Source organism: Arthrobacter sp. U41 (genome assembly GCF_001750145.1).
Classification (GTDB): domain Bacteria; phylum Actinomycetota; class Actinomycetes; order Actinomycetales; family Micrococcaceae; genus Arthrobacter.
Genome location: NZ_CP015732.1, coordinates 2,919,363 through 2,933,076 on the forward strand (window position 1 = coordinate 2,919,363; position 13,714 = coordinate 2,933,076).

Annotated in this window: 12 protein-coding genes; 5 read left to right on the top strand and 7 right to left on the bottom strand. The window is 67.3% G+C overall.

The window, feature by feature from the left end; translation table 11 throughout:
- The first annotated feature begins 56 nt into the window (after positions 1-56).
- Together ASPU41_RS13275 and ASPU41_RS13280 are read left to right on the top strand one after the other, a co-directional pair.
- A complete protein-coding gene (locus ASPU41_RS13275) occupies positions 57-473 on the top strand; it encodes a VOC family protein (protein ID WP_069951322.1) in 417 nt (138 codons plus the stop codon).
- A gap of 57 nt (positions 474-530) precedes the next feature.
- Positions 531-1,046 carry a GNAT family N-acetyltransferase gene (locus ASPU41_RS13280; RefSeq protein ID WP_069951323.1) on the top strand — a complete coding sequence of 172 codons (516 nt, stop codon included), beginning with the start codon at positions 531-533 and terminating at the stop codon, positions 1,044-1,046.
- Between the two features lie 112 nt (positions 1,047-1,158).
- On the opposite strand, the gene glnA is transcribed toward ASPU41_RS13280, so the two are convergent.
- On the bottom strand, positions 1,159-2,583 hold the full coding sequence (glnA, locus tag ASPU41_RS13285) for a type I glutamate--ammonia ligase (protein WP_069951324.1): 1,425 nt from the start codon (positions 2,581-2,583) through the stop codon (positions 1,159-1,161).
- A gap of 297 nt (positions 2,584-2,880) precedes the next feature.
- On the opposite strand from glnA, the gene ASPU41_RS13290 reads away from it, so the two are divergent.
- Positions 2,881-3,318 carry an RDD family protein gene (locus tag ASPU41_RS13290; RefSeq protein WP_069951325.1) on the top strand — a complete coding sequence of 146 codons (438 nt, stop codon included), beginning with the start codon at positions 2,881-2,883 and terminating at the stop codon, positions 3,316-3,318.
- Between the two features lie 874 nt (positions 3,319-4,192).
- Positions 4,193-5,422, top strand: a complete 1,230-nt coding sequence (locus ASPU41_RS13295) for an IS30 family transposase (RefSeq protein ID WP_442856250.1) — start codon at positions 4,193-4,195, stop codon at positions 5,420-5,422.
- Positions 5,423-5,576: 154 nt separating this feature from the next.
- On the opposite strand, the gene ASPU41_RS13300 is transcribed toward ASPU41_RS13295, so the two are convergent.
- The 4 genes from ASPU41_RS13300 to lipB all read right to left on the bottom strand — a co-directional run bounded on the left by ASPU41_RS13300 (position 5,577) and on the right by lipB (position 8,595).
- The gene (locus ASPU41_RS13300) at positions 5,577-5,951 is read right to left on the bottom strand and encodes a DUF3817 domain-containing protein (protein WP_069951326.1); all 375 of its coding nucleotides are present in this window, start codon (positions 5,949-5,951) and stop codon (positions 5,577-5,579) included.
- Between the two features lie 120 nt (positions 5,952-6,071).
- Positions 6,072-6,833, bottom strand: a complete 762-nt coding sequence (locus ASPU41_RS13305; protein WP_069951327.1) for a DUF4191 domain-containing protein — start codon at positions 6,831-6,833, stop codon at positions 6,072-6,074.
- Between the two features lie 89 nt (positions 6,834-6,922).
- Entirely contained in the window at positions 6,923-7,930 is a 1,008-nt protein-coding gene (gene lipA / locus ASPU41_RS13310; RefSeq protein ID WP_069951328.1) for a lipoyl synthase, read from the bottom strand.
- Positions 7,927-8,595, bottom strand: coding sequence for a lipoyl(octanoyl) transferase LipB (lipB, locus tag ASPU41_RS13315; RefSeq protein ID WP_069951329.1), 669 nt, complete (start codon positions 8,593-8,595; stop codon positions 7,927-7,929). The genes lipA and lipB overlap by 4 nt, the downstream gene beginning before the upstream one ends.
- Before the next feature lie 109 nt (positions 8,596-8,704).
- On the opposite strand from lipB, the gene ASPU41_RS13320 reads away from it, so the two are divergent.
- Positions 8,705-10,600, top strand: a complete 1,896-nt coding sequence (locus ASPU41_RS13320) for a serine/threonine-protein kinase (protein ID WP_069951330.1) — start codon at positions 8,705-8,707, stop codon at positions 10,598-10,600.
- Positions 10,601-10,738: 138 nt separating this feature from the next.
- Here the strand turns inward: ASPU41_RS13320 and ASPU41_RS13325 are convergent, their stop codons facing one another.
- Positions 10,739-12,556, bottom strand: coding sequence for an HNH endonuclease signature motif containing protein (locus ASPU41_RS13325; protein WP_083266505.1), 1,818 nt, complete (start codon positions 12,554-12,556; stop codon positions 10,739-10,741).
- Positions 12,557-12,774: 218 nt separating this feature from the next.
- Positions 12,775-13,677, bottom strand: a complete 903-nt coding sequence (locus ASPU41_RS13330) for a TIGR01777 family oxidoreductase (protein WP_069951331.1) — start codon at positions 13,675-13,677, stop codon at positions 12,775-12,777.
- Between the last annotated feature and the right edge of the window lie 37 nt (positions 13,678-13,714).

Sequence of the window (13,714 nt, forward strand, 5' to 3'; positions counted from 1 at the left end):
GGGCGGGCAGCGTCCGGGGGCTGACACTCCCGAGGGCGCGGTGCTACCTTATCCGCATGGCCAGACAACTCTTTGTGAACCTCCCCGTCAAGGACCTCGACAGGACGGTGGAGTTTTTCACCGCCCTGGGCTTCTCCTTCAACCCTGACTTCACCGACGAGAACGCCACCTGCATGATCGTCAACGACGGCGCCTTCGTGATGTTGCTCGTCGAGGCGTATTTCAAGACCTTCACGTCCAAGGCTGTCGCGGATGCCTCAGGTGCTGCCGAGGTCATCATGTCCTTCTCCCTGGACAGCCGGGAGGCGGTCGACGAGCTCGTCCGGAAGGCCCTTACCGCCGGCGGCGCACCCTCCCAGGAAGCCCAGGACTACGGCTTTATGTATACCCACAGCTTCCAGGACCCGGACGATCACCTCTGGGAAGTCTTCTGGATGGACCCGGCCGGGCCCCCGAAGGACGCCGCTCTCTGAGCCAGTGAACCGGTCCGGGCGGCGGGGGCACCCCGCTGGCTTGGGTACGCTTCTGTCATGCCTGACAACGTGTGGCTGATGCCGCTGGAAGACCTCGACGACGACGCCCGCGCCATCAAGCTGGGCGAGATCGCCGAACTGGAAGTCACCGAAGACCAGCGGAGATTCGTCGGCGACCCGCTGCGGATGGTGCTCATCGGGCTCGAGGAGGACTCCCGGCACCCCTTCGCGATTGACGCCAACGGATCCGCGGTCGGGGTCCTGACACTGCAGTCCGGTGCCGCGACCCTGGCCGGCTGGGCGGACGACGACTCGGTCTGGCTGCTGCGCGGGTTCCTGATCGACCGCCGGCAGCAGGGCAAGGGCCTCGGCACGCTGGCAGCGGATGCCGCCGTCCGGGCGGCCGCGAAACTGACGGCGGCCGGCGGCGGCGGGCAGACCGGCGTCGTGCTGTCCGTCAACGAGGAAAACCCTGCCGGGCAGGCCGCCTACCGCAAGGCCGGCTTCGAGGACCGCGGCCAGTACCTGGGCGGCGACGCCGGCCCGCAGCGGACGTTCTACCGCGGGTTCTGACCTGCGAGGCGCCCCCGGGCCGTCCTGCTGGCCGACGTCGAACAAAAAGCGGCCCCCACCGCAAGGATGGGGGCCGCCGTCGTGCGATCCTGTGACGGAAAGCCGCTAGTGGCTAGACGCCGTAGTACAGCTCGAACTCGTACGGGTTCGGGCGCAGCGAGAGCGGACGGATCTCGTTCTCGTACTTGTACTCGATCCAGGTGTCGATCAGGTCCTGGGTGAAGACGCCGCCGGCCTGGAGGAACTCGTTGTCCTCGGCCAGGGCATCCAGGGCCTCTTCGAGCGTGCCGGGAGCCTTGGGGATGTCCTTGGCTTCCTCGGCGGGGAGCTCGTAGAGGTCCTTGTCGATCGGAGCCGGCGGTTCGATGCGGTTGCGGATGCCGTCAATGCCGGCCATCAGCTGGGCCGCGAAGGCCAGGTACGGGTTGGAGGAGGGGTCCGGAGCGCGGAACTCGATGCGCTTGGCCTTCGGGTTGGAGCCCGTGATCGGGATACGGATACCGGCGGAGCGGTTGCCCTGCGAGTAGACCATGTTGACCGGAGCTTCGAAGCCCTTGACCAGGCGGCGGTAGGAGTTCACCGTCGGGTTGGTGAAGGCCAGCACGGCTGAGGAGTGCTTCAGCAGGCCGCCGATGTACCAGCGGGCCATGTCGGAGAGGCCGGCGTAGCCCTTCTCGTCGTAGAACAGCGGCTCGCCACCGGTCCACAGCGACTGGTGGCAGTGCATGCCCGAGCCGTTGTCGCCGAAGACCGGCTTCGGCATGAAGGTGACCGACTTGCCCCACGCATCGGCGGTGTTCTTGATGACGTACTTGAACTTCTGCAGGTCATCAGCGGCGTGGGTCAGGGTGGTGAACTTGTAGTTGATCTCAGCCTGGCCGGCGGAACCGACCTCGTGGTGGCTGCGCTCGACCTCAAGGCCGGCTTCGTCCAGGGCGATGCACATGGCGTCGCGAAGGTCGGCCTGCTTGTCAGTGGGGGAGACCGGGAAATAGCCACCCTTGATCGGGGTCTTGTAGCCGAGGTTGCCGCCCACTTCCTCGCGGCCGGTGTTCCAGTGTGCTTCTTCGGAGTCGATCTTGTAGAAGCTGCCCTGCGGGGAGGACTCGTACTGGACGTTGTCGAAAACGAAGAATTCGGCCTCGGGTGCAAAGAAAGCGGTGTCGGCGATGCCGGTGGAGGCCAGGTAGGCCTCGGCCTTCTCGGCCACGCCGCGGGGATCGCGGTGGTACGGGTCACCCGTACGCGGGTTCACGATCGAGAAGTTCAACGCGAGGGTCTTCTCAACGCGGAAAGTATCGAGGAACGCGGTGGTCACGTCCGGGATGAGCTGCATGTCCGACTCGGCGATGCCCTGGAAACCGCGGATCGAAGATCCGTCGAAGAGCTGGCCGTTGACGAAGAAGTCCGCGTCAACGCTCTTGGCGGGCACATTGAAGTGCTGCTGAACGCCAGGGAGGTCGGTGAAGCGAATATCGACGAATTTTACGTCTTCGTCTTTGATGAACTTGAGGACTTCGTCCGCAGTCTTGAACATCTATGCTCCTTATGCATGTGAAATATCTGGCCGTCAGGCCGTGTGGTCCAGCGCAGTCCGACAGCGGGAAAAACGCAAAGGTTTACCCCGCTCGTATGCCGCTAGCAACTGTTACCACCCTAAGGACACGGGATTTCCCCGCGGTGTCCGCTTTGTTTCCGGCAGGTTACAGAATGCCCTGACGTGTAAACGGTAGTCGCTGTCCACAAGGTGGCCTATCCGTGACCAGAGTGTGGCCTCCAAGGGTCCACACTCTGAACAGCGCGGGTGGGCGTCCATTGCCGATAGTCTAAGAGTGTGGTTGATCGCAAAGACATAGGCTCATGGCTCACCGGGCCGGATACATCCGGCATCTCCAAGTACCCGGGGGAGCGGCTGGGCCTGCCCGAGTCCGGGCCGGGGTCCATCGCCCGGGCCGGCCGGCGCATCGTCGCCATCTGCATTGACTGGGCCATCGCGCTGCTGATCAGCAACTACGCATTCGCCGGGGATCCCTGGGCCACCCTTGCCGTGTTCGCCGTCGAGCAGGCGCTGCTGGTCGGCACCCTTGGCTACAGCATCGGCCACCGCATCATGGGGATCCACGTCATCCGGCTCGGCGGCGGCCCCGCCGGCCCGTTGCCGGCCCTGGTCCGCACCCTCCTGCTCTGCCTCGTGATCCCCGCAGTCATCTTTGACCCCGATCACCGTGGGCTGCACGACAAAGCCATGAACACGGTCCTCGTCCGGATCTAGCGCCGGCCGCCGTGGCGCGTCGATTCGCCAGGAATGGCCGCTAAACCGCCCCGTTTGGCGACCATTTGCGTCGAATGGACGTGCGGGTTTGCCATTGCGTGACCGTGCGGCAAGAACCGGCGATCCTGGAGTCATGAGCTTGGGCCCGGTGATCGGGGGGCTGCCAGTACGCGTTAGACCTCATCCATTAGCCACGAATGGCCGCCACACCACCCTGGCGGGTTCAAGCGGTCGTTGCAACACCCCCGAATAATCGGGAGTTGCAACGCCCATGGAGTCACCATCAAGAAGTAGTTTTTCCTCAAGGAAAGAATCTCCTTCGACGGAAACATCGGCGTCCCCGGCAGGAGCAGCCGGCAGGCGCCATCAGCAGTCCCATACCGGTGCCCAGAGGAAGGATTTTCTTTCTGCCGTGGCGCGGTTGGGAAGTGTTGCCGCGGCGGCCAAAGAGCTGGGACTCAACAGAAGCACCTGTCAGAAGTGGGCGAACGCTGCCGGGATCAGGCGTCACCGCCAGTACGTCCAGGCCGACAAGGACCAGTTCCATGCTGTCCTTGATCGGACCGGCAACATCGTGGCTGCGGCCAGGGAACTGGGGCTGAACACCAGCACAGCGAATTCCTGGGCCGGCCGGGTCAATCGCGCGGCCGGGAAGCCGCGCACAACCAGAACCGAGAAACGCGGCCCGCAGCAGCGCCACTCATCGGCGGTGGTTGAGGAGTTCCTGGACGTGCTGCGGAACGTCGGCAGCGTCAGCGCGGCCGCCAGGGAACTCGGCCTGAACATCTCCACCTGCTCGAACTGGGCAAACGATGCCGGCGTAGCCTCCCTCAGCCCGCGACGCCCGTCGGGGAAACAGCTTCACTACCTGCGCTTGCGCCAGGAAGGAGCCGGCCGCAGGGACGCTGCCCTCGCCGCCGGCGCCAGCGAACAGAGCTCCTACCGATGGGACCGGCACCAGGGTGCAAAGGACAAGGAGGCCGCCGGGGACGATACTGCGGATCTGCCGTATAACCAAGAGGTGAGAACTACTTTCGCCGAACCTCCAGCCCCTGCTGCGGCACCGGGCCCGACGGCACCAGCGGCGGAGTCTGCACCCGCCCCGGCGGCCCCGGCGGCCCTGGATGCCCTGGAGCAACCCATCAGCACCCGCTACCTGTCCTTGCGTGAGCGGGAGCTGATCGCCGACCTGCTCAACGGCGGCAAGTCGATGCGTGACATCGGCCGGACTCTGGGCAGGTCACCGGGCTCAGTCAGCCGGGAGATCGGCCGCAATAGCCACCCGGTGCTTGGCTACCTGCCGTACGGCGCCAACCGGCGTGCCACCGCGGCCCGGGCACGGCCCAAGGACAGTAAACTGGCCGCACCCGGGAAACTGCGCGACTATGTGCACGCCAAGCTGCTCACACGCTGGTCCCCGGAACAGATCTCGCACTTGCTGATCAAGGAATTCCCCGATGACCCCCTCATGCGTGTGACCCACGAAACGATCTACCAAGCCCTCTACATCCAAGCCCGCGGCGGACTCAAACGCGAGGTCAAAGAAGCCCTGCGCACCGGACGGACCCGTCGCAAAAAGCACAAAAACCCCGAAGAACGCACCAGCCGTTTCCGGGACCCGATGATCAACATCTCCGAACGCCCCGCCAAGATCGAAGACCGCGCCGTTCCGGGGCACTGGGAAGGCGACTTAATTACCGGAGCCTACAACCAGTCGGCAATCGCAACGCTCGTGGAACGCACCACCCGCTACGTGATGCTCGTGCACCTGCCCACAGACCACACCGCCGAATCCGTGCGCGACGGTCTCATCAAGACCATGGCCACACTGCCGCAACATCTGCGCGGATCCCTGACCTGGGACCAGGGTGCGGAAATGGCCCTGCACAAGTCATTCGGCATCGCCACGGACATGGACGTGTACTTCTGCGACCCCGCCAGCCCCTGGCAGCGCGGATCCAACGAGAACACCAACGGCTTGCTGCGACAATACTTCCCCAAAAGCACCGACCTGAACGCCTACGGACCCGAGGACCTGGAGCACGTCGCCCAGGAACTCAACGGACGACCACGAGAGACCCTTGGATGGGATACCCCCGGGTAGCGTCTCCGTGGTTTACTGATAGCCAATTGACCTCGGGTGTTGCATCGACCCCTTGAATCCGCACCCTGCGGAGCCTCGATTCGCCAGGAATGGCCGCTAAACCGCCCCGTTTAGCGACCATTTGCGTCGAATGGACGTGCGGGCCCGGACTGTCCTAGACGCCGGCCGTCTCGCCGGCGGGCTCCTGCGCCGGCTGGGAAGCATCCCCTGCAGCCGGGAACGTCAGGTATCCCTGGCGGCCTGCCCAGCGCTCAAACCAGACAGTGGCGAAGGGGAACACCGCGGAGAGCCCCGCGAACAAGGCGACCCGGAACGGCCAGCGCTGCATACCCCACAGGCTCAGTGCAGCAACCCCGTAGCCGATGAAAAACGCCCCGTGGATCGGGCCGGCGATCTCCACCCCGAGCTCCGTGGTCCGGGTGACCCATTTGAGGAACATACCCACCAGCAGCGCAGCCCAGCTGAAAGCTTCGGCGATCGCCAGGGCACGGAAGATCCGGATCACGGCTGGAGTGGAAGGCAGTTTCATGGCGAAGTCTCCGGTTTTCTGTCCATGCGGGACGTGGGGTATGTCGGGGGCAAAGCAAACGCCCCGGCTGCCGGCCTGAAAGGCGGTTACCGGGGCGTCCCTGTGCTCTGGCGTGTGGGCCTAGCGTCCGCGGGCTGCCTTGCGGTCCGGGCGGGCCTTGTAGGGATCAATGCCCTTGGGGATGGGCAGCCGGCTGCCGAGCGATGAGATGCGCTTGGAGACGGTGCTGACCTCAAGCTTGGTCAGTTCGTTCTTCAGCTTGGTCATCTTCTTGGAAACCTGGCTGATCGGAACCTGGCCCTCGCCGCGGCCGGTTTCAATCACGTGAATGGTGACGTTGGGCAGGATGCGGGCGAGCCGCTTGCGTTCGGCCTCGAGCAGCGGCTTGACCCGGTGGCTGGGGCCTTCGCTGACGAGGACAACGCCGGGACGGCCGATGGCACGGAAAACCGCGTCCTGGGTGCGGGGGTTCACCGCGACGGGCTGCTCTTCGACAATCCAGCCTCGCTTGAGCGTGCCCAGCGCAGCGCCCGAGGCGCCGGGCTGGTTCTCAATCCGGGCGAAAGCGGCACGTTCGGCGCGGCGGGACAGGATCAGCGTTGCCGCCAGGACACCCAGCGGGATGCCGATGATCAGGCCGGTAATCCAGTTGTCCAGGAGGAATCCCACGACGAAGCTGACAGCGACAACGCCGAGGAACGCCAGCAGCATCAGCCACGGGACCATCGGGTCGTGCTGGCGGGTCATCTGGAAGACCTCGCGGATTTGCTTCAGACGGCTCGGCTTCTTGACCTTGGCCACCTTGGGCTTGCGGGAGAAGAGGCCCCGCTTCGGAGCGTCAGAAGCCGGAGTGGGGTTGCTGGAATCAGGGGAATTCGCCATAGTGCCTTAATTCTACGTGATGGACAGCGAAGGGCCGGACGCCGAATTCCTCCGGTGCCGGCCCTTCGCCGCAATCGCTACAACTGGATTCAGGAGTGCGCGGCGAGGATGGTGCTGGCTTCCTGGCGGGTGGTGCCGGAGGACTCGATGTGGGCGAGGTGGGCGGGGATTTCGCGGCCCTTTTTGCGCATCGCGGTGGCCCAGAGCCGGCCGGCGCGGTAGGAGGAACGCACCAGCGGTCCGCTCATGACCCCGAGGAAGCCGATCTCGTCGGCTTCGTGCTGGAGGTCCACGAATTCCTGGGGTTTGACCCAGCGGTCCACGGGCAGGTGCCGTTCGGACGGGCGCAGGTACTGGGTGATGGTGATCAGGTCGCAGCCGGCCTCGTGCAGGTCCCGGAGGGCTTCGGAGATTTCCTCGCGGGTCTCGCCCATGCCCAGGATCAGGTTGGATTTGGTGACCATGCCGAGTTTGCGGCCCTGGGTGATGACGTCCAGGGACCGCTCGTAGCGGAACGCCGGGCGGATGCGCTTGAAGATCCGCGGGACGGTCTCGACGTTGTGCGCGAAGACCTCGGGTGCGGACTCGCAGATCGCGGCGATGTGTTCGGGTTTGCCGGAGAAGTCCGGGATCAGGAGCTCGACGCCGGTGCCCGGGTTCAGTTCGTGGATCTTGCGGACCGTTTCGGCGTAGAGCCAGACGCCCTCGTCGGCGAGGTCGTCGCGGGCCACTCCGGTGACGGTGGCGTAGCGCAGCTGCATGGCCAGGACTGAGCGGGCCACCTTGGTGGGTTCGAAAACGTCCACGGGGGAGGGTTTGCCGGTGTCGATCTGGCAGAAGTCGCAGCGCCGGGTGCACTCGGAGCCGCCGATCAGGAAGGTGGCTTCCTTGTCTTCCCAGCATTCGAAGATGTTGGGGCAGCCGGCCTCTTCACACACGGTGTGGAGGCCTTCCTTTTTGACGAGGTTCTTGAGCTGGACGTATTCGGGACCCATCTGGACCTTGGCCTTGATCCATTCCGGTTTGCGTTCCACCGGGGTGGCCGCATTGCGCTGCTCAATACGCAGCATTTTCCGGCCTTCTGGTGCCAGGGTCACAGTAGAGCTCCTTCATGGGTTGCGACTAGCGCTTCTTCATTGTTGCGCAGTTCTTCGGTGATCCGTGCCACGAGATCGGCGGGGGTCACGTCCCGGCCGGTCTCCTGCGCGATCGTGGTGACGCCGGCGTCGGTAATGCCGCACGCGATGATCTGGGCGTACGGCGACAGGTCGTTGTTGCAGTTGATCGCGAAGCCGTGCATCGTCACGCCTTCATGGACGCGGATGCCGATCGCGGCGATCTTGCGCGCCGGGCCCTTCTCATCCTGTTCGATCCAGACGCCGGCGCGGCCCTTGATCCGGACTGCCACGATGCCGTGGTCGGCCAGGACGGCAATAATCACCGCTTCGAGCCGTTCCACGTAATCGCGGATCCCGGCCGGGTTCCTGAGCTTGATGATGGGGTAGCCGACGAGTTGTCCGGGACCGTGCCAGGTGAGTTTGCCGCCGCGGTCCACCGGGACCACAGGGGTGCCGTCAAAGGGGCGTTCATGGTCCTCGGTGCGTTTGCCGGCCGTGTAAACGGCGGCGTGTTCGAGGAGCAGAACTGTGCTGGGGGCAGTACCGGCGAGGACCCGCGCATGGAGCTCGCGCTGGATGTCCCAGCCGCGGGTGTATCCGACAAAGTCCGGTGCGAGACCCAGCTGGGAGAACTCAAGAGTCATGGCATCCAGCTTAGACCCCGGCTGTCCCAGCGGCTGATTCTGTGGCGAAGCTCTCACGGCCCTGTGGATAACTTCTGCGGGATCCAGGCGGATCCGCTATTCATTGGTTATGGAAGATTACGAAGGGGCCGACGTTGTGGCGCCCGCGGTTCCCGGATACGACGTCGGCCGTTGTCTCGGGCGCGGCGGCAGCGCCATCGTGTGGCTCGTGAGGGAACAGTCGACCGGCCGCGAGTACGCGCTGAAGGCTTTCCGCGCCGACGATGACTCCGGCCGGGAAGACACGGAGGCAGCAGTCCGGCGTGAGGTGAGGATCCTCTCCGCCCTGGAGCACGAGCATCTGGTGCGGGCCCGCGCGGTGTTGCGCCTGCGCGCCGGCGTCCGGCGTGGCTCCGCCGTCCCTGACCGCGACGGCGGCGGAGCTGGCCAGGGCGTCCCAGACGGCGACGGAGCCGGCGACGGTTCCCCGGGCGCGGGCCTCGGCCTGATCATGGATTACGCAGCGGGCGGCTCGCTGGCTGAGCTCATGGCCGGCCGGGGGAAGCTGGGGCCGGGGGAGACGGTGACCGTCCTGACCCCCATCGCCCAGGCCCTCGCGTACCTGCACAGCCAGGGCTTCACGCATGGTGACGTTTCACCCGGCAACGTGTTGTTCACCGCGCACGGAAAACCCCTCCTCGCCGACCTCGGAGTGGCCCGCATGGTGGCTGACGCCAGGGCAGTCACCGAGGCCGGTACCGAGGGTTTCCGAGATCCGGCGCCTGTGGACGCCGTCCGGGCCGGAGTGCAACCGGAGCGCGATGTGTATTCGCTCGCGGCCCTGGGCTGGTTCTGCCTGACCGGACGTGCTCCTGAGCCGGGGGCGCAGCGGCCGCCGCTTCCGCTGCTGGTCCCGGACGTTCCGGCGGCACTGACGGCGGCCCTGGAAGCCGGACTTCATGAGGACCGCAGGCTCAGGCCCGCTGCCGCCGAGCTGGCAGCCGCCGTTCAGCGAAGCGCTCCGGCCGCACCGGTGGATCTCTCGGTCTCGGTCCACCCCACGGTCATTCCGCAGCTGCTGACCCGGCGCGCCCTGCCTCTGACGGCACGCGCACGGAGGGCCGAACGGCTCCGGTCCCTCCAACGCCGATTCAGCAAGCCCCGGAGTGCCCGGCCCCTTCCGCCGGCCGGGTCCCCCAAATTCGGACATTTGGCAGGGTTCCCGGCCGGACGCCCCATCGGGCTCCCCTCCGGGGGCATCGGCGCGCGGCACTCCCGCCGCCGGACCTCCTCCGACCCCGGACCTGCCCGACCGGAAACCGCTGCCCGGCCGAGGCCGGGAACGCAGCTGAAGGGTGGGGACAGCAGGGGCTACCGGGCAGCCAGCGGCACCCGGGCAGCCGCGGTGGGTCTGGCCCTCAGTGGTGTTCTCGTCACCGCGTGGGCTTTCGCCGGTTCCCCGTTGGCCGCGTCCTTCCCGACCTTTGCGGTCGGGAGCTCAGAGGGCGGCCGGGAGTCCGAGCAGGCAGCCGTGGCGCCCGCCGTTGCTGCGCCGGCCGTTCCTCCGGAGGTGCAGATCCAGCTCGCCTCACCGGACCCCGAGGAAGCGGTGCGGGGGCTGGCCCGATTGCGTTCCCTGGCGTTCAGCTCGGGGGACTTCGGGCTGTTGGAGCAGGTAAACGTCCCGGCGTCACCCGCGGCCGAAGCGGACGGACGGATCAGCGCCGGGCTGAGGGAGTCGGGCCGGGTCCTGTCCGGATTCTCCACCGTGCTGTCGCAGGTGGCCGCCACCCGGGACAGCGGGAGCCAGCTGGCGGAGGTGGCCGTCAGTGTGGTTACCTCCGCCTACCAGGAACGCGACGCCGCCGGAGTGGTCCTGGCGGACGCTGCCGCCGTGCCGGAACAGCGACTGCGGCTGGTGCTGTCGCCAGTGGAGGGCCGCTGGCGGATTCAGCAGATCCTCCCGGCCGACGACGGTGCCGGAGACCGCGCTGTCAGCCAGGACCCCGGCACCTCTGGCGGATAAGGGACGCGCCCGCATCCCGCAGCCAGACGGAGGCGGCCGGCGGAGGGTCGCGCCTCGGTAGGTCAGGGCCATGTTGTCGTATCCAGCGGCAGGATCCGCCATTGCCGACAATGTAGAAGCAACAGTGAGGGACCCTGGTCAGGCACATTGGGGCGGGCAGTACTGCGGGTGGTGGTCTTCGCGGGGTTCTTGCCAGCCCGGACTGGGATCCGGGCCGGGGTCCGGGGGCAGGTCCGTATCGAAGTCCAAGTCCGGGTCCACGACCGTACGCGGATCCATGTCCATACCTGTGTCCATGCTCGTGTCCGGGTCCATGCCCGAAGGCGGACCCACGTCCATACATGTGTCCATGCTCGTGTCCGGGTCCATGCCCATGCATGCGCCCAAGTCCGTGCCTTTGGCCGTGCCTGTGTCTGACTCTGTTCCCGAATTCAGGATGCCGTCCGGCCAGTGGGGTGGTTCCCAGTCCTGCTGTTCGCTGGGGTAGTTTCGCCCAGAGGGGGAGGTCCAGCCGGGCGGGGCGGTTTTGCTGGCCCCGGCCGGTGTCCAGGCTGAGTTGTGTTTGAGCTTGTGGTGTTTGCGGCAGGGCTGTCCGAGGTTGGTGATCCCGGTGGTGCCTCCGTCGGCCCAGGCCAGGAGGTGGTCCGCTTCGTTGTCCAGGGAGTGGTTGTTGCACCCCGGGAACGGGCATCTCCCGTCGCGGAGCATCAGCCAGTGCCGCTGGGCTTTGGTGAGGCGGTAGCTGGTGCGGCCGATTTCCAGCGGCGCCCCGTCGCGGGGGTCGATCAGGACCCGGTGGAAGGACCCGGCGCCGTCGGTGATCAGGCGGCGGGCCATCGAGGGCGGGATCGGCCCGTATCCGTCCAGCATCGCCGGTTCCTGTCCGGCGCCGAGCAGGGACAGGGCCGGGACGGTGATCAGCACCTGCGCCCGCGGCGACGGCACACCCCCGCCCGCCCCGGCGCACATGCCGTCGGCCGCGCCGGCGCCGGTGCCGCGGCAGGATCCGCAGCTTCCGCCGCCGGCCACGCCGGTGCCCCCGCAGGTACCGCACGTTCTGCCGCCATCCGCTGTTCCGCCGGTGGTGAGGAGCCAGGTGGCGGCGATGTCGGCGCGGAGCTGGGTGAGGGTGCGTTCCTCCTCCGGGCCCTGCAGGGCGCGGGCGGCGGCGGTGGTCCGTTCCCAGATCCCCGCGGCGGTGTCGGCCGGAAGGTAGGCGGAGAACCAGGCCATCCCGTCAGTGTCCGGGCGGAACTCGACCCGCCGGTCCGCCGCGCACCTGGCATGGCGCTGTTCGATGCTCTCCCGGTGATGGCGTTCACGCCACGTCCGGGCCTTGGCCCGGAACCTGCCCGGGACCAGTTCCCCGGCCGGGCACCCCCGGGCCGGGTTCGGGGCGGCCGGGTCCAGGAAGTGCGCCTCCAGCGCCGCCGCCCCGGCCGGGTCCAGGCTGGTGGTTTCGTCCACCATGATCCGGGCGTGCGCCCAGGAAATCGTGCCCGCCGTCAGCGCGGCGAGGGTCAGCGGCAAAGTCTTCGTCAGGGCCAGGCAGTCGCCCAGGAACGCCCCGGCGGTCTGCTCGCTCACGGTCAGGGCACACGCGATCTCCGCCGTCACCGCCATCTCCTGGCCCATGTTGTCGTGCAGCGCCACCGCCGGCGGCGCCAGAGCGTCGGCGGCCCGCAGATAGGCCGCGGCCAGCCGCACCTTCAACGCAGCGGCCCGCGCCTCCCACCGCGCCATGACGGCCAGGCCATCCAGGCAACCATCCGCCAAATCCCGCAACGGATCCTCCCACAACGGATCAGCGCCCGGCGGACCCGTCTGATCAGCACCCGACGGACCAGTCGGATCAGCGCCAGCGCCGGCCGCGGTGACGGAATCCAGCGCCGCAGTCAACGCCGCAACAGCTGTCAGCGCCGCCCTGCCCTCCGCACACCAGTCCGTGCCTTCCATAAACCCAGCACATCACGAGGCAGTGACACTTTGGCGAAATCCATTGCGTGGCCTGTCACGGTCCGGGACGAGGGCCGGTCAGAGGCTGCGGCGGTGGAGCACCTCGCGGTGCAGCTTGAGGCACCTTGAGTCATCGCGCATTGCTGACGGGCCGCCCGCAAGGCTTTCACGATCGCGTTGCGCCGCCCGGAAGCCAAACCCCAGTGGCGCGGGGATGCTCAGTCCTTGGGACCGCGGCCTGCCACCCAGGCGGCAGCCTGGGCGAGCGACGGATGCTGCCATTCAAAGCCGGCTTCGCTCAGGACGGCCGGTTCCATCCGCTGGCTGGAGAGCAGCAGTTCATCTGCGAGCTTGCCCATCACCAGGCGCAGCACCGGGGCGGGGACGCGGAAAACCGCGGGGCGGTGCAGGGCCCCGGCCAGCTGCGCAATCAGGGAGTTCACATCCGCGCTCTCGGGGGCGCAGAGGTTCACCGGGCCGGACAGCCGGCTGCTGAGCAGGAAGGAAAAGGCCCCGGCCACATCAGGGAGCGTGATCCAGGGCCAGTACTGCCGGCCGTTGCCCAGCGGTCCGCCCACGCCCAGGCGCAGCAGCGGCATCAGCCTTCCCAGTGCTCCACCCGAACGGCTCAGCACGACGCCGGTGCGGGGGGTGACCACCCGGACGCCCGCCGGCGCCTCGTGCGCGGCGGCTTCCCAGTCGGCGCAGATCCGGGCCAGCACGCCGCTGCCGGCGGGGGCGTTCTCGCGCAGCAACGTCAGTCCGGCGTCGCCGTAGTAGTTGGAGCCCGACTGGCTCAGGAAGACCGCCGGCGGAGTGTCCAGACGCCCCATGGCCGCCGCCAGCGTCCGGGTCGGCCCCAGCCGTGAGTTGCGGAGTTCGTTGATGCGGGACCTGGTCCAGGGCCGGTCGCCGATGCCCGCGCCGGAAAGATTGACGACGGCGTCCGCCCCCTTCAGCGCGGTGTCGTCGATGCTGCCCTCCGCGGGGTCCCACTGGAACTCGGTCGGTGCGGCGGGCGGCCGCCTGACCAGCGTGCCGACGTCGTGCCCGGCGCTGCGCAGGGAGCGGGAAATGGCGGTTCCGATCAGCCCGGAGGCTCCGGCAACAATGATTCGCATGATCCATCTCACCATGCCCGGCACGGCTGGGAAACTC